The following is a 23,953-nucleotide window of genomic DNA, read 5'->3' as shown; positions in this document are numbered from 1 at the left end:
GGCGGATCTTCGGCCGCGCGCCGGGGCGGGCGGGGCGATCGACCTGGGGAGGTGATCAGTCGCCCGGCGCGCCGACCGGCTTTCCGTCGGGCGAGACGGCGTACCACGTGCCGCCCACGCCCTGACCGTTGGTGTCGCCCGGGGCCTTGTCCCCGGAGAAGGTGTAGATCGGCCAGCAGTTGACGGTCATCTGCTTCACCCCGTCGGGGCGGGTGAAGGGCATCAGACCCTTCTTCTTGACGCCCTCGGTGTCGTCGGCGTTGACCGGGCCGACCGCCGGCCACTTCTCCAGGCAGGCGCCGGTGCAGTTGGAGACGGACTTCGGCCAGGCCTGGTCCTTCATGAAGCGGTAGACCGTCATGCCGTTCTTGTCGACGACGATGTCACCCAGCTTGCCGTCCTTGCGGACGGACAGGCCGGGCAGGTCGGACAGCTTGGCCTTCTTGCCGGTGGGAGCGAGCGCGAACCACTTGCCGCCCACGCCCTGGCCGTTGACGTCACCGGCGTTGACGTCCTTGGCGTAACGGTAGGCCGGCCAGCCGCCGATGGTGAGCTGCTTGGTGCCGTCGGCGCGGGTGACCTCGCCGAGCAGCGCCTTGTCGATGCCGGCGCCGGCGGTGGCGTCGGCGGCGGGGACCGGAGGCCAGGTGGTGGCGCAGTCGCCGTCGCAGTTGGACCTGGGCGGGTTGGCGGTGTCCTTGTCGAACCGGTAGAGGGTGAGGCCCACGCCGTCGGTGAGCACATTGCCCAGCTGGGGGTTACTGGCCACGGCGAGCTTGCCCGCGGGGGTGGCCGGGGCCGGGGAGCCGGAACTCTGGTTGCCGTCGGCGCCGTATCCGTTGCCGGTGCCCGACGCGGTGCCGCTGCCCGGGTTGCCGTAGTCGCCGGCCGCGGCCGTGGCCCCGACGTTCTGGGCCGCCGACGCGGGAGTGGCGGCATTGTCCTGACCGCACGCCGTCGTGAGCGCCAGCACCGAAGCGGCTGTCGCCACCAGTGAGGCGGTCCGCCAGGAGGTCTTCATCGTCAACTCCCCATTATCGCCTGGATGTTGCAGCGCCCTGATGTGCCGCCGCACGGCCATGGGTACGCACCGGAGGGGCCCGGGTGTTCAACGGCGGCCGGAAATTCCTTCCGGATGCCGTGCGGCGCCGGGGCCGGAGCGGGAGCGGGAGCGCCAGGGTGACGTACCGGGCGATAGTGGACTCTTCGGCTCGTCAAACCTCTGATCACCCCATCTCCCTCTTTCGGAGCAATCTCGGCCCACTGCGGGGTACGACGGCCTTCCGCGCCTCATGATCTCGGTCGTGCCTGGACCCGAAGTGACCCGATGCGCGCCCGCCACACGGGTGTTGGCCCTGTTGGCGCTGACCTGGGCCCTGGTGGGCTGGCCGGCCGGCGGCGCGTCGGCCGACGCCTGCGCGTACGCCTCCACGGGCCCGGACGGCACGGTGGCGGTGGCCCACGCCGGCGGCCACCACTGGCCCGACCCGCCCTGGCCCGACCCGCCCTGTCCCAAGCCGCCCCCGCCGCCGTGTCCACCGACGCCCACTCCCACTCCCACTCCCACTCCGACACCGACCCCGACGCCGAAGCCGCCGCCTCCGCCCGAGCCGACGCCGACTCCGACTCCGACGCCGAAACCGCCACCCCGGCCGACGCCGGAACCGCCGCCGAGACCGGCCCCCACGCCGCGACCGCCCGCCCGGCCCGCTCCGGCACTCCCGCCTCCCCCGGCACCCCGGCCGACCCCCACCGCCACGCCGCCACCGAGACCCACGCCGAAGCCGAAGCCGACGCCCAAGCCCACCCCACGGCCCTCCGTGACCCCGGTGAGCTACCCGGAGTACCACCCCCACGCCATCAGCCGCCCCACGCGCGGTCACACCTCACCCGTCACCTACGTCCTGCTCATCACCGTCCCCGCGATCGTCGCCGTGGCGGCGCTGCGCCCGCGCTGACGCGTCGGCCACCTCACTCCCTGGAGGCACCAGTTGTCGGATTGGCTTGTTCTCGTCCTCGCGATGCTGGCGGCCTGCGCCGTGGTGGTCGTCATCACGCTGCTACGGCACCGGGCAGCCGCCGAGGACGAGGATCCCAACGAGACCCCGGACGTCATCGAGTACATGACGATGTGGATCGGCGTCATCTACGCCATCGTCCTGGGCCTGGCCATCGCGGGCGTGTGGGAGGCGCGCAACGCCGCCCAGGACCACGTGCAGACCGAGGCCCAGGCGCTGCACGAGATCTCGGAGCGGGTCCGGGTCTACCCGCCGGACGTCCGGGACGGGATCCGCGCGGACGTCGACGCCTACGTCGGCTACGTCGTCCACACCGAGTGGCGGACGATGGCGGACGACGAGCGGGTCACGGACCGCGGCACCGAACTGCTGCACAAGGTCCGGGAGGCCGTCACCGACTACCAGCCGAAGAACGACTTCGAGGCGCAGGCCTACCAGCCGCTGCTGGACCAGATGGCCACCGCCGATCAGGCGCGCAACGCGCGCGCCGACTCCACCGGGGCCACCATGCCGCCGGTCGTGTGGTGGGGGCTGCTCACCGGCGCGCTGATCACCGTCGGCATGGTGTTCGCGCTCCAGATCCGGCGCACCGGGCGCGAACTGGTCCTGGCCGGGCTGTTCTCCGCGACCATCGCCTTCATGCTGTTCCTCATCTGGGACTTCGACGCGCCCTACAGCCGGGGCATCGCGGTGACGGCGGAACCGTTCCAGATCCTGTTCCCGGGCATCACCGGCTGATCCCGGCCACCCCGGCGAAGCGGCGTCCGCCGCCGGACCGGGACGGCAGCCACGGCAGGCCTTCGCCCCCGCTTCCGCGAGGAACCGGGGCGAAGGCCTGCCGACGTGCGTGTGCTCGGGGACGGGGACGGATCCGGTGGCCTCGGCGGCGCACCGGGGACTCAGGCGCGCTTCTCGTGCCGGCGGCGCATCCAGAAGGCGCCACCGCCGAGCACGGCCGCACCCACCAGGCCGCCGCCGATGGCCATGTCGGTGGGCGTCGCGCCGCTGATCCTGCTGCCGCCGAAGCCGCCGTTGACGCCGCCGACGACGCTGAAGGCCCCGCGGCGGGTCAGGGTGCGGCCGTCGCAGCGGACGGTGACGTCGTACCGGCCGCGGCCGGCGTCGCGGTCCACGATGGCGACACCCCGCGCGGTGTCGTCGTGGAACTGTTCCAGGTCGATGGTGCCGAAGGCGTCGGAACTCGCCGTACCCCGCCGGCAGCCGTTCACGATGACGGTGAGGCGGCCCCCGGCCGAGACGATGTCGGGCGTGACGAAGATGTCGCGCGAGTTGGCGAAGTCGTCCTCACGCCCGAACCTCTCTCCGCCGAAGTCGTTCCCGCGGCCGAAGTCGTCTCCGCGTCCGTTGCCTTCACCGCCACGGTGGTTGCCTTCGTCCCCTCGGCGGTTGCCCTCATCCCCTCGGCGGTTGCCCTCATCCCCTCGGCGGTTGCCCTCGTCCCCTCGGTGGTTGCCCTCGTCCCCTCGCCGGTTGCCCTCGTCCCCTCGGCGGTTGCCTTCATCCCCTCGGCGGTTGCCCTCGTCTCCTCGGCCGTTGCCGTTCCCGTGGTTGTTCCCGTTCCCGTTCCCGTTCCCGTTGAAGTTGCCGTTGCCGTTGCCGTTGCCGTGGTTGTTCCCGTTGAAGTTGCCGTTCCCGTGGTTGTTCCCGTTGAAGTTGCCGTTGCCGTTGAAGTTCCCGTTCCCGGGGAAGACGCCGTTCCCGGGGAAGACCCCGTTCCCGCTGAAGGTGCCGATGTTGCCGGTACCGGGCACGACGACCGTGGCGTTGTTGTCCGTGCTGCTCGGTCCGCCCCCATTGCCCATGCCGTCCGCGACGGCGTCAGGGGCGGCGAACCCGAGCACGGCGACCGCGGTGCACGCCGCCGCCAGGGCGCGTTGGTTGCGCATGTGATCCTCCGCGGGAGGCACCCCGGGTCCCGTCCCCGGTGGATCGGCGAGAAAACACCTCCCGGGTAGACCCTCAGACGCGCAGAACACGCCCGCATGTCGAGAATGGTCCGTCCTGGTGAGCCGACACGCCGACGGACAACCACACAATCGGATATTGCCGCAGGTCACGGACCGTCAGAAATTTCCTGGAAACGGCAACTCGGATGGCGCACCGGCCGGGTGCGAGGCCACCCGTTCGCCGTTCGACCCGTCGCCCGCCGCACGCGCGGGACTTAGCGTTTTCCCATGCGCGAGGGACGTGGCGAGGCCCGCGTCGAGAGGGGTGACGAATGTCTGCGTCCAAGCTGGCCCAGCTTGCCGAAGAGGAGGAGCGGCGGAGGAAGCGTGCCCCCTGGGGCGTGATAGCGCTTGTTCTGCTGACCGGCCTGGCGCTCATTCGCAACGGTTCGGGCGAGTTCGACGTCGGCCCGCCGCAGCCCGCCACCGCGGCGGCCCCGGACAACCGCGTCGCCCTGGGCACCTTCCCGGCGGCGCCCGCCTCCCTGCCGTTCTCCCCCGTGCAGCGGGTCCGGATCCCGGCGATCCAGGTGGACGCGCCCGTCGTACAGGTCGGGCTGGACGCGGACGGCTGGGTCGCCGCGCCGCCGCCGGAGAACCCGGGCCTGGCCGGCTGGTTCACCGGCGCCGTGTCCCCGGGGGAGAAGGGCACCGCGGTCATCGTCGGACACGTCGACAACAAGCAGGGCCCCGCCGTGTTCTACGGCCTCGGGGCGCTGAAGAAGGGGGACCAGGTCGAGGTCCTGCGCCAGGACGGGAAGACAGCCGTCTTCGGGATCTACGGGGTCGAGGTCTTCGAGAAGAACAACTTCCCGGGCGACCGGGTGTACGGCTCGAAGGGGGCACCGGAACTGCGGGTCATCACCTGCGGCGGCGGTTTCTCCAAGCAGAACGGCTACGACGGGAACGTCGTGGTCTTCGCCCGCCTGGCCACGGTCATGTGAACCACCGCGGCCCGGCGGGCGGAAGAGCGGCCGGTACGGCCGGAAGGCGTCACGCGCGCCGGCGCGGCACGGTGAGGCGGTATCCGGAGTCGATCAGATAGGGAAGCCACTCGCGGATCGCGCGGACGGTCTGCGAGCGGTCGCCCCCGGCGTCGTGGGAGAGCACCACGACACCGGGGGCGGCGCCGCCCTCGACCCGGTCGATGATGGTGCGGGTGCCGGGCTCCATCCAGTCGGTGGTGTCCACGGTCCAGGCCATCGGTTCCATGCCCATCTCCGCGCCCAGCTGGAACGTGGCGCGGTTCCAGGCGCCGTAGGGAGCGCGGAACCACTGCGGGCGCTCGCCGTAGGCGTCCTCGATGGCGTCGCTGGTGCTCTCCATCTCTGAGCGGATCTCACGGCGGTTCAGCTCGGTCAGCAGCGGGTGCGTCCAGGTGTGGTTGCCGACCACGTGGCCCTCGTCGGCCATCCGGGCCAGCAGTTCCTTGTTCTGCACGACGCACTCGCCGCAGACGAAGAACATCGCCCGTACGTCGTGCTTGGCGAGGGTGTCCAGGATGTGCGGGGTGTACGCCGGGTTGGGGCCGTCGTCGAAGGTCAGCACCATGTGCCGACCGCTCGTGGACACCCGCATGATGGGTTCCTTCCGCACCTTCAGCCTGCGGGGCGCGGCGCGTGGCGGTCCGTCCCCGGTGAGCGGCTGGAGCCGGAAGGCGGAGGGCTTGAGCGCCTGGCGGGCCTGTGGGCCGGCGACGGGGGCGGCGGCGGTCCCGGCGGTCTCCTCGCCGCCTTGCGCCAGGACGACTCCGGCGGTGCCCGCGGCTCCCAAGGCGGCGGCGCCGGCGAGGAGCATGCGGCGCCGGGTGAACAACTGATCCTTCTGCATGACTCATCAGTCGCCCCACCGGAGTCCGGCGCACCACAACGGAACCGGTGCGGCGGCGGTAATGCACCCGGACAGCGCAGTGGGCGCCGGACGTCTCAGCGGCGGCGCACGAGCGGGAAGGGCAGCGTCTCGCGGATCGTCAGACCGGTGAGGAACATGACGACCCGGTCGACGCCGAGGCCGAGGCCGCCGGTCGGGGGCATGGCGTAGGCGAGGGCCTGGAGGAAGTCCTCGTCCAGTTCCATGGCCTCCGGGTCGCCGGCGGCGGCCAGCAGCGACTGCGCGGTGAGCCGGCGGCGCTGCTCGACGGGGTCGGTCAGCTCGGAGTAGGCGGTGCCGAGTTCGGTGCCGAAGGCGACGAGGTCCCAGCGTTCGGCGAGCCGCGGGTCGGTGCGGTGCCGCCGGGTCAGCGGGGAGACGTCGGCCGGGAAGTCCTTGTAGAAGGTGGGCGGTCCGGTCCGGTGCTCGACCAGCCGCTCGTACATCTCCAGCACGACGTCAGCGGGCCCGTCGTACGCGGTGTACGGCACCCCGGTGCGGTCGCACAGCCGGTGCAGCCGCAGCAGTTCGGTGCCGGGGCCGATCTCCTCCCCGAGCACCTCGGAGAGCGCCCCGTGCACCGTCTTGACGGGCCAGGTCCCGGAGATGTCGTGTTCCCCGCCGTCCCTGCGGGCGACCGGGGAGCCGAAGGCGGCGGTCGCGGCGCCCTGGATCAGCTCGCGGGCGAGGTCGAGCATGACGTCGTAGTCGGCGTGCGCCTGGTAGGCCTCCAGCATCGTGAACTCGGGGTTGTGCTTGTGGGAGACGCCCTCGTTACGGAAGGTGCGGCCCAGTTCGAAGACCTTCTCCAGGCCGCCGACGCACAGCCGCTTCAGGTAGAGCTCGGGGGCGATGCGCAGGTACAGGTCGAGGTCGTAGGCGTTGATGTGGGTGGTGAAGGGGCGGGCGTGGGCTCCGCCGTGGACCTGCTGGAGCACCGGGGTCTCGACCTCCAGGTAGCCGCGGTCCAGCAGCCCCTGGCGCAGGGCCTGGACGGCGGCGGAGCGGGTGCGCAGGACGGCACGGGCGTCGGGGCTGGTGATCAGGTCCAGGTGGCGGCGGCGGACCTTGGCCTCGGGGTCGGTCAGGCCGCGCCGCTTGTCGGGCAGGGGGTGCAGGCACTTGCCGGTGAGCCGCCAGGAGGTGACGAAGACGGTGGGTTCACCGCTGTCGCTGGGGGCGGCGTGGCCGGTGACGGTGATGTGGTCGCCGATGTCGGTGTCGCGGGTGAAGCGGTCGAGTGCCGGGCCGGAGCCGTCGCGGGTGAGGGCGATCTGGTGGTCGCCGGACCAGTCGCGCAGTACGGCGAAGACGATGCCGCCGAGGTCGCGGACCAGCATGACGCGTCCGGCCACGGTGACGTCCGCGCCGGGGGTGACGTCGGCGAGGGCGTGGGTCGGGGCGGGCACGCCCACGGGATAGGGGTCGGTGCCGGTGGCCCGCAGCCGGTCGAGGGTGCGGTACCGGACACGGACCTGCTCGGGCGGGCCCGCGGCCGGTGCGGCGGGCCCGGCCCCGTCCCCTCCGGCGGGGCCGGACACCGGCGCGGACGGCGGGCCCGCCGTGGTGGCGGGCCGCCGTCCGCTGTCCGGGTGCCCCTTTCCCCAGAGTTTGCGCAGCGAGGGGACGGAGACGAAGCCTTCGGCGATGGCGGAGGCGAGGCCGATGCGGGCGAGTGAGGCGGTGTCGCCGTAGCAGATGAAGCGTGGGTACCACTCGGGGAGGTACTTGGCGTTGGAGCGGTACAGGGCTTCCAGCTGCCACCAGCGGGAGAGGAACAGCAGCAGCCGGCGCCACAGCCGCAGGACCGGTCCGGCACCGATGCGGGCGCCCTCCTCGAAGGCCGAGCGGAACACGGCGAAGTTCAGGGAGACCCGGCGCACGCCCAGTTTCGGCGCGGCGGCGCACAGTTCGGCGACCATGAACTCCATGACCCCGTTGGGTGCCGCGCGGTCACGGCGCATCAGGTCCAGGGAGACGCCGTCGCGGCCCCAGGGCACGAAGGAGAGCAGCGCGAGCAGCCGGCCGTCCTCGCCGAGGGCCTCCACGAGCAGGCAGTCGCCGTCGGCGGGGTCGCCGAGCCGGTCCAGGGCCATCGAGAAGCCGCGTTCGGTCTCGGTGTCCCGCCAGGCGTCGGCCTTGCGGACGATCTCCTCCATCTCGCGTTCGCCGAGGTGCGCGTGGCGGCGGATGCGGCAGACGGCTCCGGTGCGGCGGACCCGGTGCACGGCCTGCCGGGTGACGCGCATCCCGCGGCCGGCCAGATCGAATTCCGGGACGTGCAGGATCGCCTCGTCGCCGAGCTGGAGGGCGCCGAGGCCGGCGCGGGCACAGGCGCGGGCGCCGGCCTCGGAGGCGCCCATGACGGCGGGCGCCCAGGCGTGCCGGCGGGCCAGGTCCAGCCAGGCGTCGATGGCGCGCGGCCAGGCCTCCGGGTCGCCGACGGGGTCCCCTGAGGCCAGGCACACCCCGGCCTCGACGCGGTAGGTGACGGCCGCCTTGCCGCTGGGCGAGAAGACGACGGCCTTGTCGCGCCGGGTGGCGAAGTAGCCGAGGGAGTCACGGTGGCCGTACGCCGCGAGCAGGGCGCGGATGCGGGCCTCCTCGTCGCCGTGCAGGGCGGCTTCCAGGCGCTGGGAGCGGAACAGCGTGGCCGCCGCGTTCAGCAGGGCGAGGGCGCCGAACAGGCCGAGCACGAAGGTCACCTGGCGCGGTGGGCGGCCGTCGAAGGCGCTGCCCCGGACCAGCCCGCCGCACACCCGGTCGGCGGCCCAGGCCAGGTGCTGGCCGGCCGGGAGCGTGCCGGGGAAGAGCAGCACCAGGCCCCAGCCGAGGAGTATCGCCACGGCGAGCCCGGCCAGCAGCACGGCGAGGGCCCGCCATACGGCTCCGCGGCGGGAGACGGCGTAGAACTGCCCGCGCGCGAGCACGAGCAGGAGCAGCAGCAGGGCGCAGAGCACGAGGGACGGCAGCGCCTCGGCGTACAGGCCGGCGGCGGTGCCGAGCGCGTCGGTGAGGACGAGCAGGCCGAGGTACACGACGACCAGCCACCAGGCGATCTTCTTGCGGGCGGCGGTGGCGCCGGCCAGCAGGAACAGGAAGACGGCGTAGGCGAGGTTGTCGCTGATGGGGACCAGGACCAGGTCGAGGGTGCGGACGAGCGGGCGGAGCGGGTGGCGCAGCGGGCTGATGACCGCGAGCAGGGCGCACAGCAGGCCGAGGGCGGCGAAGAGGGTCGCGAAGGCCTGCGGGACCCAGCCGAGGCGTCCGCCGGCGGGCGGGCGTGTCGGCGCCGTGGCGGCCCTCCCTGCTGCGGGTTCCGCGGTGGCGGTCATGGTTCCGACTCTAGGAAGGGCCGCCGTGCCGCGCCCGTCGAGCGGCCCTCTGTGAACAGGCGTTCACCAGGAACGGTCGATTCCGATAGCCTCGTGCCGTGACGGAACAGCATCACGAGCAGCACTCTCACGCGCACCGGTTCGAACGGGGCACGGACGGACCGAAGGTCATCATGGTCGGCGTGGACGGCTCCGACTCCTCGATGCGCGCCGCCTCGTACGCGGCGGGTCTGGCCCGGCGCCAGCGCGCGCTGCTGGCGGTGGTGTACGTGCAGCCGGTGCTCGCGGCCGGGGCGGCGCTCGGGGCGCCGGTGGCGGATACCACCGAGGAGATCGCCGAGGATCTGGTCGCGCAGATCCGGGACGCGGCCGAGCGGCTCAAGGGGACGTTCGAGGTGCGCTGGGAGTTCCACACCTTCCGCGGCGACCCCTACAACGGGCTGGTGAAGGCGGCGGACGAGCTGAAGGCGGACGCGGTGGTGGTGGGCGCCTCGGAACAGGCCGGACACCGGATCATCGGCTCGGTGGCGGTCCGCCTGGTGAAGACGGGCCGCTGGCCGGTCACGGTCGTGCCGTAGGGCGGCGCGGGAGGGGGCCACTGCGGCGGAGGTGAGCGTGGCGCACGGACCGGAGAGGGGCGCGGGCGGGCCGCACCGGGCGCCCACGCCTCCCGGTCGGCCCGGTGTCCCCTGACCGGCACGGGGGAGATCGCCGCGTGCCTCGATCCGACCCCGGCGACCGGGTGGCGCCCGTACCGTCGCCGGCCGCCGGCTTGTCGTCCTCGCCGGCGAGCGGACCCGGCGCGGCCCTCTCCCCGGTCGGGTCCGGGCACCGCGTGGGCCGTGCGTGGCGCCTTCCCAGGGGCTCCTCGCTGAGCCATCATGATCCGCCGTCAGCCGTTTGCCGTAGGCGAAGAGGTGAGGCCCATGGACAGGCTCCGAGCGGGTGAGGGGATTCTCCGCCGCAAACCCATCGAGCACATCGAGGAGACGGAGGTCGGTGAGGGCACCCGGCTGGACAGGTCGCTGGGGCTCTGGCAGCTCACCGCGATCGGTGTGGGCGGCATCATCGGCGCGGGCATCTTCACGCTGGCCGGAACGGTGGCGAACGGCACGGCCGGGCCCGCGGTGCTGGTGTCGTTCCTGATCGCCGGTGTCGCGAGCGCGTGCGCGGCGCTGTCGTACGCCGAGTTCGCGGGGCTGATCCCGAAGGCGGGGTCGGCCTACACCTACGGTTACGCGGTGCTCGGCGAGTTCGCGGGCTGGTTCATCGGCTGGGACCTGCTGCTGGAGTACACCGCGATCGTGGCCGTGGTGGCCATCGGCATCTCCGGCTACTTCAGCTTCCTGGTCGAGCAGATGGGCGCCGGCCTGCCGCGGTGGATGCTGGGCGCGCCCGGCACCGGGGCCGGGCACCGGGTCGACCTGTTCGCGGCCCTGCTCTGCCTGCTGATCGCCTGGCTGCTGAACCAGGGCATCCGCAGCGCGGCCCGTTTCGAGACGTTCGTGGTCGCGCTGAAGGTGCTCGTGGTGCTGCTGGTGATCGGGGTGGGCGTCTTCCACGTCAACACGCGCAACTACCACCCGTTCTTCCCGTTCGGCATCAGCGGGGCGTTCACCGGCGCCGCGACGGTGTTCTTCGCCGTGTTCGGCTACGACGCGATGTCGACGGCGGCCGAGGAGTCGAAGGACGCCCAGCGGCACATGCCGAAGGCGATCATCTACTCGCTGGTGATCTCCATGGTGCTGTACGTGGCGGCCTGTCTGGTGCTGACGGGCATGCAGAACTACAAGGACATCGACAAGGAGAGCGGCTTCTCCACGGCGTTCAAGTCGGTGGGGCTGGACGCGCTGGCCGACGTGATCGCGGTCGGGGCGATCATCGGCATCCTCACGGTCATGTTCACGTTCATGCTGGGCGTGACCCGGGTGTGGTTCTCGATGTCCCGGGACGGACTGCTGCCCCGGTGGTTCGCGAAGACGCACCCGACGCGGCACGTGCCGACCCGGGTGACCTGGATCGTGGGGCTGGCCTCGGCCGTCATCGCCGGGTTCGTACCGATCGGCGAGGCGGCCGAGCTGACCAACATCGGCATCCTGCTGGCGTTCGTGGTGGTGTGCACCGCGGTGATCGTGCTGCGCTACCGGCAGCCGGAGCTGCCGCGCACCTTCCGGACGCCGGGGATGCCCGTCGTGCCCGCGCTGGGGATCGTCTTCTCGATCTGGCTGATCACGTTCCTCCAGTGGCAGACCTGGGTGCGGTTCGCGGTGTGGTTCGTGATCGGCTGCGGTATCTACTTCGGCTACTCCTACCGCCGCTCGGTGCTGGCGGAGCGACCGGCCGCGTAGTCACTCGGCCATGACCAGGCCGTCCTGCCCGGCGCCCCGGCTGAGGACGACGTCCTTGATCCGGTCCCGCACCCCCTCCAGCTCGGCGCCCTCGGCGATGGCCTTGTTGAGGTCGACGACCCGGCCGGCGTCGAGGTCGTACAGCTGCGGGACGAACTCGGCCTTGGTGACCCGCCAGGGCTCTCCCGGCCGGGCGGGCGGGGCGAAGGTGAAGCGGCCGAGGGTGGACTCGTTGCCGCGCGGGTCCTGGGCGCCCTCGCCGTTGTACATCTCGCCGGCGACCTGGTCGCCCATCCCGTAGATCACCCAGGTGCCGTTGACCTTCTCGTACGCCTGCGGGACGTGGGCGTGGGTGCCGAGGATCAGGTCGATGTCCGGGCGGCCGGCCGTGGCCGAGGAGGTGAGCCGCTGGGCGAGGGTGAGCTGCTGCCGGTCGGGCTCGTCCTGCCATTCGGTGCCCCAGTGCACGGAGAGCACGACCACGTCCGCGCCGGCCCGGCGGGCCGCGCGGGCGTCGGCGATCATTCGGTCGGCGTCGATCAGGTCGACGGCCCAGGGCTGTCCGGGCGGCAGCGCGTTGCCGTTGGTGCCGAAGGTGTACGACAGGTGGGCGACCTTGGCCGAGCCCGTCCGCAGGAGCGTGACCGAGCGGGCCTCGCCCTCGGTGCGGGCGGTCCCGGCGTGCCGGAGGCCGGCCCGGTCCATGGCGTCGAGGGTGCGCCGGATGCCGGTGGCGCCGTCGTCCAGGGCGTGGTTGGAGGCGGTGGAGCAGCCGTCGTAGCCGGTGGCGGCGAGGGCCTGGGCGATCTGCGGCGGGGACTTGAAGTCGGGGTAGCCGGCGTAGTCGCCGTCGGCGCCGTAGACGGTCTCCATGTGACACAGCGCCAGATCGGCACCGGCGACGACCGGTTTGACGGCGGCGAGCATCGGGCGGAAGTCGTGGCCGCCGCCGCCGGCGTCGAAGGAGGCGCGCTCGATGACGGAGGTGTGCGGCAGCACGTCCCCGGAGGCGACGAGGGTGAAGCCGTCCGTGGCGGCGGGCGCGGAGCGTCCCTCCGCGCCGGACTCCCGGTTCTGGTTCTGGCAGGCGGCTGCGGCCGCGAGGACGGCGGTCAGGACCAGGGCCACCTGCTGTCTGCGTCCGATCATCAACTCACCCCAAGATTGTCGTATATACAGACGAAGCCGTCACGGGCATATGGGTATGAATCTGATGAGTCGGATAAACAGCCCGGGAGGCGTGCTTAGCCCGTCCGGGGCCCTGGCGTACCGCCCGCCCGGGTCTGGCGTACGGCTCGCCGAGGTCCCGGCGTACCGCTCGTCCGACCGTTCGCCGACGCGTTCGACCGTCCGTCGCACAACCGCGTCCGCCCCCTGTCCGCCGGCCGCGCCCTGCGCTGCCATACGGCCATGACGGCCGGAACCTCACTCACCCCCGGGACGACGACCGCCGAGCATGAGCTGGCCGCGCTCCAGCGCGAGCACGGCGGACCCCTGTTCGCCCTGCTGTTCAGGCTCTGCGACGGAGACCGGCAGCGCGCCGAGGACCTCGTCCAGGAGACCCTGGTGCGCGCCTGGCAGCATCCGGAGGCGCTGCACGCCGACGGCTACGACTCCGTACGGCCCTGGCTGCTCACCGTGGCCCGGCGGCTCGCGATCGACGCCCGGCGGGCCCGGCAGGCGCGACCGCCCGAGATCGGCGACGAGGTCCCCGAGAACGCGCGGGTGACCGCGGACCACGCCGAACGGGCCGCCGCGATGCTCGACGTCCGGGAGGCTGTGAAGACACTCACGCCGGAACACCGTGACGTGCTGGTACTCGTGTATTTCCGCGGGGCCAGTGTGGCGGAAGCGGCGCAGACCCTGGGGATTCCACCCGGTACCGTGAAATCCCGCGCGTATTACGCGTTGCGCGCCCTGCGCCGGGGCCTTCCGGGTTACGCGACCGACCTGCGGTGAAACCGGGAGCCGGGTCAAACCTCGGTAAAGCGCCTTGCTGCGGGCCCCGTTCGGGCATGGGCTGTCCTCATCCGCGTTCTCGCGGGCACCGGGGCCGCGGTCCCGACGGGGCTCGGGCGACGCGCACGCACCGGAGGAAGGCAGGAAGGGATGCTGCACAGAGGGCACGAGAGCACGGACGGCGCCGACGGCGGTGAACTGGTCGTTCCGATGGCCTGGTTGTACGCCGAGTACATCGCCGACGAGCTGCTGCGCACCGGCGATCTGATGCCACCGACGTCCTTCGAGTTCCGGGCCGGCCGGGACGCGCTGGCGCTGACCGTCTTCCTGTCCGACACCGACGGGGAGCTGTCCGGCATCCGGGTGATCTCCCAGCTGGAGAACTGGCTGTCGCTGACCGCCTACGACCAGCCGTGGCAGGACTGGGTGCGCGAGCGCCTGGCCGAGCTGACCGAGCGGGCGGCCGGCTCCGGGACGCCCGGCCCCGACCTGGCCCTGGCGGCGGACGCCTGGCGCTGGCTGGAGGAGACCGAACTGCTCGCGCCGGACCTGGACGCGGTGCCCGGCGGCGGGGCGGTGTCCGGGGAGGACGACGGGCCGAAGGTGTGGACCCCGGCCTGGCGGCTCGGGCTGCCCCTCGGGCACCTCGCGATCCACCTCTTCTGAACCTCCCGGAATTCACACCAATCCGCGGGCCGGACCGCTCCGAATCTCCTGTCCGCGATTCTGCGCGTGGCTTGAGTGATTCGGCGGTCGGCTGCGTACGGGTGGGAGCAAGGAGTAACCCTTCCCCCACCCTTCGGCACGAGGATTCGGCATGAGGTCCCTGGAAAGGCATCGCGACGTCGGCGCGTACGCGCTCGGCGTGCTGGACGAGGCGGAGGCCTTCCGCTTCGAGGACCACCTCATGGAGTGCCCTCGGTGCGCGGCGCACATGACCGGATTCGGGGCCACGACCCGGCAGTTGATGCTGTACCGCCGGGCCACGCCCCGCTTCGTGCACCCCATGGCACAGCCGGGTCCCCGGCTGCTGGACCGGCTGCTCCGCGAGCCGGCGCGCCTGCGGCGGACGCGGCGCCGCCGGATGCTGTACGGCCTGGCCGCCTCCGTGGTGCTGGCCGTGGCCGGTCCCGGGATCGTGGCGTTCGCCGGCCACACGGACCCGGCCGCACAGGTCGCCGCCGCGACCGATCCGGACACCGGGGTGTGGGCGCGGGTCACCGCGGCGGAGGAGGACTTCGGCAGCGATCTGCGGCTGGAGGTCAAGGACGGCTCCGGAGCGCACACCTGCCGGCTGGTCGCCGTCGGCCGCGACGGCACGGAACAGGTCGTCGCCGGCTGGACCAACGCGGGCGACGGCACCCGGCCCACCACCGCGATGGGCGCCACCGCGATGCGTCCGGAGCAGATCGCCCGGTTCGAGATCCGCACGACGGACGGGAAACGGCTGGTCACGGTGCGGGCACGGTGACCGCACCGGGACGTGACCGTGCTCCTCGGTGCCACCCTCGCCCCGCCGGCACAACAGCCGGACCCGGGCCCCGGGCTCATTTCAGCAGACGGGAGAGCCGACGGTCGGCCAGGGGCTTGCCGCCCGTCTGGCAGGTGGGGCAGTACTGGAGCGAGGAGTCGCTGAAGGAGACCTCGCGGATGGTGTCGCCGCACACCGGGCAGGCCTCGCCGGTGCGACCGTGGACGCGCAGACCGCTCTTCTTCTCCGCCTTCAGCCGCCCGACGGCCACGCCCCGGGAGCGCTCGACCGCCTCGGCGAGCGTGTCGCGCAGCGCCTCGTACAGCCGGTGGGTCTCCTCCGGGGTGAGGGAGGCGGCCGGCTTGAACGGGGACATCTTCGCGGCGTGCAGGATCTCGTCGCTGTAGGCGTTGCCCACGCCCGCGATCAGCGACTGGTCGCGCAGGGCACCCTTGAGCTGCCGCCGTTCGCCCTGGAGCAGGGCGGCGAAGCGGTCCTCGTCGAAGTCGCCGGCGAGCGGATCCGGGCCGAGGCGGGCGATGCCGGGCACCTCTTCCGGGTCGCGGACGACGTACACGGCGAGACGCTTCTGCGTGCCGGCCTCGGTCAGGTCGAAGCCCTCGCCGGTCTCCAGGGCCACGCGCAGCGCCAGCGGGCCCTTCCCGGGCTTCGGCGGGCCGTCCGGCAGCCGGTCCTTCCACTGGAGCCAGCCCGCGCGGGCCAGATGGACCACCAGATGCAGCCCGCCGTCCGTCTCGACGTCCAGGAACTTGCCGTGCCGACGCACGGCCGTCACCTCGGCTCCCTCGACGGCCGTGACCGGGGGGTCGTACGTCTTCAGGACGCTGATGGCCACGGGCAGCACCCGTACCACCCGCCGTCCGACCAGGTGCTCGGTGAGGAAGTCCGTCAGCGCTGCTACCTCGGGCAGTTCGGGCATACGTCCAGAGTGCCATCCGACACCGACAACGCCCCTGCCGTCACGCCCGGACCGGTGGCCGGGGCACCCGGAACTCGCACCACACCGCCTTGCCGCCGCCCCGCGCCTCCACGCCCCAGCTGTCGGAGAGCCGTTCCACGAGGACCAGGCCGCGCCCGGAGACACCGATCTCCCCCGCGTCGCGGCGCCGTGGCAGGGCGCTGGAGCCGTCCTCGACCTCGATGCGCAGCCTGCGGTCGCCGCCGTCCAGGGCCCGCAGGGTGACGGTCGCGGAGCCCTCGGTGTGCATCAGCACGTTGGTGATCAGCTCCCCGGCGACCAGCTCGATCTCGTCGGCGAGGTCGTGGGCGCCCCAGGCGCGGACCGCGGCCTGGATCATGTGCCGGGCCTGGGTGAGGGCCTCCGGGTCGCCGGGCGCCACCTGCTGCCGGAGCCGGCCGCCGGCCCACGTGACCTCCCTGCTGCGGCGCCGCAGCAGGAGCAGCGCCACGTCGTCGTCACCGCCCCGCTCCTCGGCGAGCCGGATCAGCCGGTCGGCGAGGTCGCGCACCTCGCGGGGGCCGTCGCGGACGAGGTCCACCAGGCCGCGCATGCCGTCGTCCAGGTCGGCGCCGGGCTGTTCGACCAGCCCGTCGGTGCACAGCAGCAGGGTGTGGCCGGGATCGAGTTCCAGGGTGGCGACGGGATACTCCAGCCGCCCGAACTCGGCGGACAGGCCGAGCGGCAGCCCGCCCTCGACGCCCACCCGGGCGCAGTTGCCGTCACCGTGCCGCACCAGCGGGTCGATGTGCCCGGCGCGGACCACCTGGACGACTCCGGTGGACAGGTCCGCCTCGGCGTACAGGCAGGTGGCGAAGCGGTCGGTGTCGAGTTCGTGCAGGAAGACGGAGGCGCGGGCCATCACGGTGGCCGGGGGATGGCCCTCGGCGGCGTAGGCGCGCAGCACGATGCGCAGCTGGCCCATGACGGCCGCCGCGTGCGTGTCGTGGCCCTGGACGTCCCCGATGACCGCGCCGACCCGGTCTCCGGGCAGCGGGATGAGGTCGTACCAGTCGCCGCCGATGTCCCGGCCCAGCGCCGCCGAGCGGTAGCGGACCGCGACGTCGGCGCCGGGGACGCTGGGGATGGTGCGGGGCAGCATGGCCTGCTGGAGGCCCTGGGCGAGGTCCTTCTCCTGTTCGTAGAGCATGGCCCGCATGAGGCTCTGGGCGATGCTGCTGCCCAGCGCGACGAGGACGGCGCGCTCCTCGGCGGAGAAGCCGCGCCGGTCGTCGTAGAGCAGGCCCATCGCGCCGATCGGGCGGGCCTGGGCGATCAGGGGCAGGTAGGCGGCCGAGGTGATGTGCAGGTCGGTGAGGTGCGGCCAGAGGATCGGGTAGCCCTCGGCGAACTCCTCGGGCGATTCGATGAACCGGGGGCCGAGCGTGCGGACGACCTCGCTCATCGGGTACGGCTCGTCGATCCGGGTGACGCGGGTCCCGGGGACGGAGGCGCCCACGGGTCCCTCGGCCACCAGCCGGATCCGGCCCGCCTCCACCAGGCCCATCACCAGGCTGGCCGCGCCGAGGTGACGGATGCCGTGGGTGTCCTTGAGGACGTCGATGACGTCCTGGACGCTGCGGGCGTGGGCGAGCGCGGCGGAGATGACCTGGACGACGCTGGTCTGCTGCCGGAACGCCTCGTCCTGGGCGGCCCGGAGGCTGCGGGCCGCGCTGTCGGCGAGTTCCTCGGTGGCGTCGCGGACGATGCCGACGACCCGGCGCGGACGGCCCGTGTCGTCGCGCCGGATGTAGCCCTGCGTGTGCGTCCAGCGCAGGGTGCCGTCGCGGCAGCGGATGCGGAAGTAGGCGCCGTAGTTCTCGCTGCCGTCCTTGATCGCGCGGGCGACCACCGAGTCGAGCCGGGCGGCCTCCGGCGGCGGCACCCGGACGGCCAGGGTCTGCGGGCGTCCGTCGTACTCCTCGGGCAGCAGGTCGAACACCGCGAGGGCCTGGGCGTCCATGTGGAACAGACCGGCGTCCAGGTCCCAGTCGAAGCTGCCCATGCGGTTGAGCGCGAGGATCGGGTCCGGGTGGGCGGGCCAGTCCTCCGGGAGTGACAGGGCGCTCGCTCCCCGATCGGCCATGGGGCCACCTTGCCAGGAACCGGCCGATTCTTCGACTTGATCGGCGACGGGCCCGGCGGCCACCCGGCCCGCGCTCAGCCGCCGGGCTCGTCCGAGGGGCGGGCGGGGACGGTGCCGGGTGCCGTGCCGGACCGGGCGGCGGGCGGGGCGTCCGGGACCAGGCCGCCGCCGTCGGGGAGGCCGGGGGTCTCGGGCACGGTGGACGGGCCGGTGTCGGCGGAGGTGTCCGGGGCGGTGAGGGTCGGCTCGGAGTCGCCCGGAGCAGAGGCGTCCGGAGCGGAGGTGCCTGGATCGAGGGCACCCGGATCGGGGGCCCTCGGAACAAGGCCGTCCGGATCTACGGCGCCCGGATCGGAGACACCCGGGTCCGAGGGGTCCACGGAGAGGTCGAGGGAGAGATCGCGGGCGGGATCGGGAACGGGATCGGGATCGGGGGCGTCCTCGGCGGGCGGCGGCTCCTGCGCCGTCGTCCCGGAGTTCCGGTCCGCGAGCCCGCTGGCACCGTCCGGGCGATCACCCCGGCCGTCCGGCACCGCGGAGCCGGACGGGGACGGCGGCGTACCGGGCGGGGACTTCGACGCGGCCGGGCCGCTCTCGCGCGGGCTGGGCCACCCGGTGACCGAGGGTCCTGCGTCCGCCGGACCGGACGGGACCGGGCTGGCGGCGGCACTCGCGGGCGGGGCCACGATCCGGTCCCGGCGGACGTCGGGGCCGACCCGGCGCTCGATCCAGGCACGGGTCGCGGCGTCCAGGATCGTGATGCTGGTGACCGCCCGGGGCGCCGGGGCCACCACGATCACCTGGTTCGGCTGGTAGCCGGCCCAGGGGGTACCGCGGGCCCCGGCACCGCCGCGGGTCGGCGCGGGCGGCTTGAGCGGGTTGCCGCAGGCGCAGCGCACCCGGGGCAGGCCCCGGTCGTCGACGAGGACCGCGGTGCCGGCCTGGAGCACGGCCTGGTAGCGGGCCGCCTGACCGTCGCGGTAGGCGTGGTTGGTGACGCGGGTGTCGCCGCCCAGGACGACCGGGGTCAGGCCGCGCAGATAGCCGGGGAGCGCCGCCCGGGTGACGTCGGCCGCCTGCGCGAAGGCGTCGGCCTTGGCCCCGTCCGCCACCAGACGGCCGATGTGCCGCTCGACGTCGCAGGCGGCGACGTGCGGGGTGCCCCTGTACAGGCCGGGCGTGGCACCGGACACGGTACGGGCCGCGCGCAGGGGTGCCTCGACTTCGCCGGGCGGGACCCTGGCGTTGCCCCGGGGGGACTCCGGCCGGGGGGTTCCGGTGTCCGTGGGGTCGGTGAAGGGGTCGGGCCCCCGGTCGGTGGCGGCCTCCAGGACGACCAGCTCGCCCGCCCTGGTCTGCTTGACACCGGCGCCCGCGCAGCCCGCGGCGAGGAGCGCCACCGAGAGCGCCCAGGCCGCGACGATGGATCGGGTGGGTATCCGCACCGCACACTCCGCATCACTGTGGGTGATTACGCCCTATTGTTGGCATCGCTCAGGTTTGGCTGGCAACTCGGGGGACGCCGTGACGACAGCGGCGCCGGGTTCGCCGCACAGGAGGGCGCGCACAGCCGTGGACTGGTTCACCGCACCCGACTACTGGCTGAGCCGGCTGGTCTTCCAGCGGGCTCTGGCCGCCGTGTACCTGGTCGCGTTCCTGACGGCGGCCCTCCAGTTCCGGGCCCTGCTGGGCGAGGGCGGGATGCTGCCGATCCCCCGCCACCTGGCCCGGGTGCGGTTCCGGCACGCCCCGAGCCTGTTCCACCTGCACTACTCCGACCGATTCTTCGCGGCCTGTGCCTGGACGGGCTGCGCGGTGTCGGCGGCCCTGCTGGCCGGGGCGGACTCGCTGCTGCCGCTGTGGGCCGGGATCCTGCTGTGGCTGGTGCCGTGGGCGCTGTACCTGTCGATCGTCAACGTGGGCCAGACGTGGTACGCGTTCGGCTGGGAGTCGCTGCTGCTGGAGACGGGTTTCCTGGCCGCGTTCCTCGGCAACGGCGAGGTGGCGCCGCCGGTCGTCGTGCTGTTCCTGCTGCGCTGGATCCTGTTCCGGGTGGAGTTCGGCGCCGGGCTGATCAAGATGCGGGGCGACGCCTGCTGGCGGCGGCTGACCTGTCTGGACTACCACCACGAGACCCAGCCGATGCCGGGCCCCCTGAGCTGGTTCTTCCACCGTCTGCCGAAGCCGCTGCACCGGGTGGAGGTGGCCGCCAACCACGTCACCCAGCTCGCCGTACCGGTCCTGCTGTTCACCCCGCAGCCGATCGCCTCGGCCGCCGCCGCGCTGATGATCGTCACCCAGCTGTGGCTGGTGCTCTCCGGCAACTTCTCCTGGCTGAACTGGATCACCATCGTGCTGGCGCTGTCCGCGCTCCGGCTGCCGGCGACCGCGCCGTCGGTGCCCCCGGCACCGCTGTGGTACGAGGTGCTGGTGCTCGCGGTCGGCGCGCTGCTGCTCTTCCTGAGCCACCGCCCGGTGGTGAACATGGTCTCCCGCCGCCAGGTGATGAACCGCTCCTTCGACCCGCTGCACCTGGTGAACACCTACGGTGCGTTCGGCAGCGTCAGCCGGGTCCGCTACGAGGTGGTGGTCGAGGGCACGCTGGACGACACCCCGCACCCGGACTCGGACTGGCGGGAGTACGCCTTCAAGGGCAAGCCCGGCGATCCGCGCCGCTGGCCGCGCCAGTTCGCCCCCTACCATCTGCGCCTGGACTGGCTGATGTGGTTCGCGGCGCTGTCGCCGGCCTACGCCGGGGAGTGGTTCGGCGGCCTGGTGGAACGCCTGCTGGAGAACGACCGGGACACGCTGCGGCTGCTGCGCCGCTCCCCGTTCCCGCCGGACACCCCGCCGCGCTATGTCCGGGCCCGGCTGTTCCGGTACCGGTACACGACCTGGGCGGAGCTGCGGGAGACGGGGGCGTGCTGGGAGCGGACGTTCGTGCGGGAGTACCTGCCGCCGACCCGGCTCGCGGGCGCGGTTCAGAGATCGTAGACGCGGGTCGCGGTGGTCTCGAACAGCGCCGTGCGCTCCGCCTCGCCGAGCCCGGCCGTCACCTCCCGGGTGAGCGCGTGGACGTCGGTGTAGCTCATGGCCAGGGTGCACACCGGCCAGTCGGAGCCGGTCATCAGCCGGGCGGGGCCGAAGGCGTCCAGGGCGGTGTCGACGTACGGGCGCACACCGGCGGGGGTCCGGGTGTCCGGGCCGGCCTCGGTGACCAGGCCGGAGAGTTTGGCGACGGTGTTGGGGAGGGCGGCGAGGGCGCGCAGGGCGGCGGCCCAGGACGCGCGGTCCCCGGAGGCGATGGGCGGCTTGCCCAGGTGGTCGAGGACGAAGGTGAGCTGTGGCAGGGACCTGGCCGCCACCGCGCAGGCCGGGAGCTGGTGGGGCTGGACCACCAGGTCGTAGACCAGGCCGGCGTCGGCCACGGCGGCCAGGCCGCGCAGGACGTCGGGCCGCAGCAGCCACTCGGGGTCGGGTTCGCCCTGCACCTGGTGCCGGATGCCCTTCAGGTAGGAGCCGCCGGGGAGCGCGCGCAGCCGGGCCAGTTCGTCGGCGACGCCGGGGTGGGTGAGGTCGGTCCAGCCGACGACCCCGGCGATCAGGTCGTGGGCGGCGGCGAGGGCGAGGAACTCGGGGGTCTCCTCCGGCACGGTGATCGTCTGGACGAGGACGGTCCGGTCGACCCCGGCGGCGCGGGCCTCGGGTTCCAGGTCGGTGACGGTGAAGTTCCGGCGCAGCGGCTGGAGTTCGGGTCCCCGGATCCAGTCCTGGTCGCGGACGGTCAGGTCCCAGACGTGGTGGTGGGCGTCGACGCTCATGGCAGCTCCCATACGACGGGCAGGGTGGCGGCCGTGCCCTCGGCGGAGTAGTCGTGCGCCACGTCCAGCAGGTCCGCCATCCGGGTCTGCCAGGCCTCGTTGGCCGGGAGCCGTTCCAGCTCGGCGAGCAGACGGGCGTAGTCGGCGCACTCCAGGACGTGGAAGAGGTCGGTCCCCGACCGCCAGATGGTCCAGGAGGTGGCCCCCGCGGCGCGGATGGCGTCGGTGAGCTCCTTCGGGACCGCGCGGTGGGCGGCCTCGTACTCCTCGATCCGGTCCGCGCGGACCTTGGTGTGCAGGGCGACCCTCATGACGGTGCCTCCGGGGGCAGCAGGCCGGTCGCGCCCAGTTCCCGCCAGAAGGCGTCCGGCACCGGTGTCGCGAACTGGTCGGCGCAGTCGTGGACTTCGGCCGCCGAGCGGGCGCCGGCCAGGACGCTCGCCACGGCCGGGTGGGCGGAGCAGAAGGCCAGGGCGGCGGCGCGCAGGGTGGTGCCGTGGCGCTCGGCCACCGCCTGGATCCGCAGTGCCCGGTCGAGCAACTCCCGGGGTGCCTGGGCGTAGTTGTACGTCGGGTGGCGGGCCGGGTCCGCCAGCAGGCCGGAGTTGAAGGCGCCGCCGATGACCACGGACACGCCCCGTCGTACGGCCTCGGGCAACAGCTCGGTGGCCGCGCTCTGGTCGAGGAGGGTGTACCGGCCCGCGCAGAGCACCACGTCGACGTCCGTGTCACGGACGAACCGGGCCAGCATCTCCGCCTGGTTCATGCCCGCCCCGATGGCGCCCACCACGCCCTCGGCGCGGAGCTTCTCCAGCGCCGGGTAGCCCTCGCGGAAGGCCTCTTCGGCGTGGTCGTCGGGGTCGTGGAGGTAGACGATGTCGACCCGGTCGAGGCCGAGGCGTTCCAGGCTCGCCTCCAGGGTGCGGCGGACGCCGTCGGCGGTGAAGTCCCAGACACGGCGGTGGGCCGCGGGTACGGCGAAGCCGTTGGCCAGGTCGTCGCCGGTGCCGTCGGCCGGCTCCAGGCGGCGGCCGACCTTGGTGGAGACCGTGTAGTCGGCGCGGTCGTACTCCCGCAGGGCCGCGCCCAGGCGGCGTTCGGACAGGCCGAGGCCGTAGTGGGGGGCGGTGTCGAAGTAGCGGATGCCGCGCTCCCAGGCCGCCCGCACGGCCGCGTGCGCCTGCCCGTCGCCGACCGGGGTGTAGAGGTTGCCGAGGGCGGCGGCGCCGAGGCCCAGGGAGGTGACCTCGGCGCCGCCGCGGCCCAGGCGGGTCACCGGTCCGCCGCCGGACGCAGCCTGAGGCCCTGCATGCCGCCGTCGACGGCGAGGGCGGTGCCGGTGGTGGCTGCGGAGAGGGGGCTCGCCAAGTAGGCGATGGCGCCCGCGACTTCGGCGGCGGAGACCAGCCGCCCGGTGGGCTGCCGGGCCTCCAGGGCGGCACGTTCGGCGGCCGGGTCCCCGGCCGCGTCCAGCAGCCGGCCGATCCACGGGGTGTCCGCCGTACCGGGGGTGACGCAGTTGACGCGGATGCCCTCGCGGACGTGGTCGGCGGCCATGGCGAGGGTCAGGGAGTACACGGCGCCCTTGGTCGCGCTGTACAGGGCGCGCTGCGGCAGGCCGGCGGTGGCCGCGATGGAGCAGGTGTTGACGATCGCGGCGGTGCCCGGACGGGCAGCGGCGGTGCGGCGCAGGTACGGCAGACAGGCACGGGCGGTGCGGACCATGCCGAGGACGTTGACGTCGAAGACGTGCCGCCACTCGGCGTCGTCGTTGTCCTCGACGGTGCCCTGGGCGCCGATGCCCGCGTTGTTCACCAGGATGTCCAGCCCGCCCAGTGCCTCGGCGGCGTCCTGGACGGCCGTACGCACCGAGGTGTCGTCGGTGACGTCGGCGCGCAGCCCGAGGAGGGGCTTGTCGACCGCGGACGGGTCCAGGTCGAGGACCGCGACCCGGGCGCCGCGGGCGGCGAGGAGGTCGGCGGTGGCACGGCCGATACCGGACGCTCCGCCGGTCACCAGGGCCCTCAGCCCCGCGAAGTCGTTCATGCGGCTCTACCTTCTTCCTGGGTCTGCCCCAGCCGTTCGTAGGGTTGTGGCACC

At 73.2% G+C, this 23,953-nt stretch carries 21 protein-coding genes; 9 read left to right on the top strand and 12 right to left on the bottom strand.

Features of this window, described 5'->3' with window-relative positions:
* Positions 1-55 precede the first annotated feature (55 nt).
* On the bottom strand, positions 56-1,021 hold the full coding sequence (locus tag IE273_RS20170) for an SCO0930 family lipoprotein (protein WP_189816755.1): 966 nt from the start codon (positions 1,019-1,021) through the stop codon (positions 56-58).
* Between the two features lie 808 nt (positions 1,022-1,829).
* Here IE273_RS20170 and IE273_RS44700 point away from each other — a divergent pair.
* Positions 1,830-1,958 (top strand): hypothetical protein, encoded by a 129-nt coding sequence (locus IE273_RS44700; protein ID WP_258055832.1) that lies wholly within the window; start codon positions 1,830-1,832, stop codon positions 1,956-1,958.
* A 33-nt stretch (positions 1,959-1,991) separates the two neighbouring features.
* Positions 1,992-2,756 carry a bestrophin-like domain gene (locus tag IE273_RS20165; RefSeq protein WP_189816574.1) on the top strand — a complete coding sequence of 255 codons (765 nt, stop codon included), beginning with the start codon at positions 1,992-1,994 and terminating at the stop codon, positions 2,754-2,756.
* Positions 2,757-2,917: 161 nt separating this feature from the next.
* Here the strand turns inward: IE273_RS20165 and IE273_RS20160 are convergent, their stop codons facing one another.
* On the bottom strand, positions 2,918-3,925 hold the full coding sequence (locus tag IE273_RS20160; protein ID WP_189816573.1) for a hypothetical protein: 1,008 nt from the start codon (positions 3,923-3,925) through the stop codon (positions 2,918-2,920).
* Positions 3,926-4,257: 332 nt separating this feature from the next.
* Between IE273_RS20160 and IE273_RS20155 the strand changes: the two genes are divergently transcribed.
* Positions 4,258-4,929, top strand: coding sequence for a class F sortase (locus tag IE273_RS20155; protein WP_189816572.1), 672 nt, complete (start codon positions 4,258-4,260; stop codon positions 4,927-4,929).
* 49 nt (positions 4,930-4,978) lie between these two features.
* Here the strand turns inward: IE273_RS20155 and IE273_RS20150 are convergent, their stop codons facing one another.
* Both IE273_RS20150 and lysX read right to left on the bottom strand, forming a co-directional pair.
* A complete protein-coding gene (locus tag IE273_RS20150; protein ID WP_189816571.1) occupies positions 4,979-5,815 on the bottom strand; it encodes a polysaccharide deacetylase family protein in 837 nt (278 codons plus the stop codon).
* Between the two features lie 95 nt (positions 5,816-5,910).
* Positions 5,911-9,189, bottom strand: a complete 3,279-nt coding sequence (gene lysX / locus IE273_RS20145; protein ID WP_189816570.1) for a bifunctional lysylphosphatidylglycerol synthetase/lysine--tRNA ligase LysX — start codon at positions 9,187-9,189, stop codon at positions 5,911-5,913.
* Between the two features lie 173 nt (positions 9,190-9,362).
* Between lysX and IE273_RS20140 the strand changes: the two genes are divergently transcribed.
* Together IE273_RS20140 and IE273_RS20135 are read left to right on the top strand one after the other, a co-directional pair.
* Positions 9,363-9,767 (top strand): universal stress protein, encoded by a 405-nt coding sequence (locus IE273_RS20140; RefSeq protein WP_189816754.1) that lies wholly within the window; start codon positions 9,363-9,365, stop codon positions 9,765-9,767.
* Between the two features lie 348 nt (positions 9,768-10,115).
* Positions 10,116-11,537, top strand: coding sequence for an amino acid permease (locus IE273_RS20135; protein ID WP_189816569.1), 1,422 nt, complete (start codon positions 10,116-10,118; stop codon positions 11,535-11,537).
* Here the strand turns inward: IE273_RS20135 and IE273_RS20130 are convergent, their stop codons facing one another.
* Entirely contained in the window at positions 11,538-12,686 is a 1,149-nt protein-coding gene (locus IE273_RS20130) for a CapA family protein (protein ID WP_189816568.1), read from the bottom strand. It lies immediately after the preceding gene.
* A gap of 261 nt (positions 12,687-12,947) precedes the next feature.
* On the opposite strand from IE273_RS20130, the gene IE273_RS20125 reads away from it, so the two are divergent.
* The 3 genes from IE273_RS20125 (at position 12,948) to IE273_RS20115 (ending at position 14,967) form a co-directional block, all read left to right on the top strand.
* The gene (locus IE273_RS20125; protein ID WP_103813702.1) at positions 12,948-13,496 is read left to right on the top strand and encodes a sigma-70 family RNA polymerase sigma factor; all 549 of its coding nucleotides are present in this window, start codon (positions 12,948-12,950) and stop codon (positions 13,494-13,496) included.
* Between the two features lie 150 nt (positions 13,497-13,646).
* Positions 13,647-14,162 carry a hypothetical protein gene (locus IE273_RS20120; RefSeq protein WP_189816567.1) on the top strand — a complete coding sequence of 172 codons (516 nt, stop codon included), beginning with the start codon at positions 13,647-13,649 and terminating at the stop codon, positions 14,160-14,162.
* Between the two features lie 151 nt (positions 14,163-14,313).
* Positions 14,314-14,967, top strand: coding sequence for a zf-HC2 domain-containing protein (locus IE273_RS20115; RefSeq protein ID WP_189816566.1), 654 nt, complete (start codon positions 14,314-14,316; stop codon positions 14,965-14,967).
* Positions 14,968-15,043: 76 nt separating this feature from the next.
* Here the strand turns inward: IE273_RS20115 and IE273_RS20110 are convergent, their stop codons facing one another.
* The 3 genes from IE273_RS20110 to IE273_RS20100 all read right to left on the bottom strand — a co-directional run bounded on the left by IE273_RS20110 (position 15,044) and on the right by IE273_RS20100 (position 19,477).
* On the bottom strand, positions 15,044-15,907 hold the full coding sequence (locus IE273_RS20110; protein ID WP_189816565.1) for an Fpg/Nei family DNA glycosylase: 864 nt from the start codon (positions 15,905-15,907) through the stop codon (positions 15,044-15,046).
* 40 nt (positions 15,908-15,947) lie between these two features.
* Positions 15,948-18,032 (bottom strand): SpoIIE family protein phosphatase, encoded by a 2,085-nt coding sequence (locus IE273_RS20105; protein WP_189816564.1) that lies wholly within the window; start codon positions 18,030-18,032, stop codon positions 15,948-15,950.
* Positions 18,033-18,106: 74 nt separating this feature from the next.
* Entirely contained in the window at positions 18,107-19,477 is a 1,371-nt protein-coding gene (locus IE273_RS20100; protein WP_189816563.1) for a DUF6777 domain-containing protein, read from the bottom strand.
* Positions 19,478-19,604: 127 nt separating this feature from the next.
* Here IE273_RS20100 and IE273_RS20095 point away from each other — a divergent pair, with 127 nt between their 5' ends.
* The gene (locus IE273_RS20095; protein ID WP_189816562.1) at positions 19,605-21,026 is read left to right on the top strand and encodes a lipase maturation factor family protein; all 1,422 of its coding nucleotides are present in this window, start codon (positions 19,605-19,607) and stop codon (positions 21,024-21,026) included.
* On the opposite strand, the gene IE273_RS20090 is transcribed toward IE273_RS20095, so the two are convergent.
* The 4 genes from IE273_RS20090 to IE273_RS20075 are packed head-to-tail and all read right to left on the bottom strand — an operon-like array spanning position 21,014 to position 23,899.
* Positions 21,014-21,853, bottom strand: a complete 840-nt coding sequence (locus IE273_RS20090) for an amidohydrolase family protein (protein WP_189816561.1) — start codon at positions 21,851-21,853, stop codon at positions 21,014-21,016. The genes IE273_RS20095 and IE273_RS20090 overlap by 13 nt on opposite strands.
* Positions 21,850-22,164: an L-rhamnose mutarotase gene (locus IE273_RS20085; protein ID WP_189816560.1), complete on the bottom strand. Its 315-nt coding sequence runs from the start codon at positions 22,162-22,164 to the stop codon at positions 21,850-21,852. The genes IE273_RS20090 and IE273_RS20085 overlap by 4 nt, the downstream gene beginning before the upstream one ends.
* On the bottom strand, positions 22,161-23,129 hold the full coding sequence (locus tag IE273_RS20080) for an aldo/keto reductase (RefSeq protein ID WP_189816559.1): 969 nt from the start codon (positions 23,127-23,129) through the stop codon (positions 22,161-22,163). Before IE273_RS20080 ends, IE273_RS20085 begins: the two co-directional genes overlap by 4 nt.
* Positions 23,126-23,899, bottom strand: coding sequence for an SDR family NAD(P)-dependent oxidoreductase (locus tag IE273_RS20075; RefSeq protein ID WP_189816558.1), 774 nt, complete (start codon positions 23,897-23,899; stop codon positions 23,126-23,128). The genes IE273_RS20080 and IE273_RS20075 overlap by 4 nt, the downstream gene beginning before the upstream one ends.
* Positions 23,900-23,953: the final 54 nt, after the last annotated feature.

Source organism: Streptomyces olivaceoviridis (assembly GCF_014650115.1).
Lineage (GTDB): Bacteria > Actinomycetota > Actinomycetes > Streptomycetales > Streptomycetaceae > Streptomyces > Streptomyces olivaceoviridis.
Note: the sequence above shows the minus strand (reverse complement) of the source record. Positions and strands in the feature narration are given on the sequence as shown.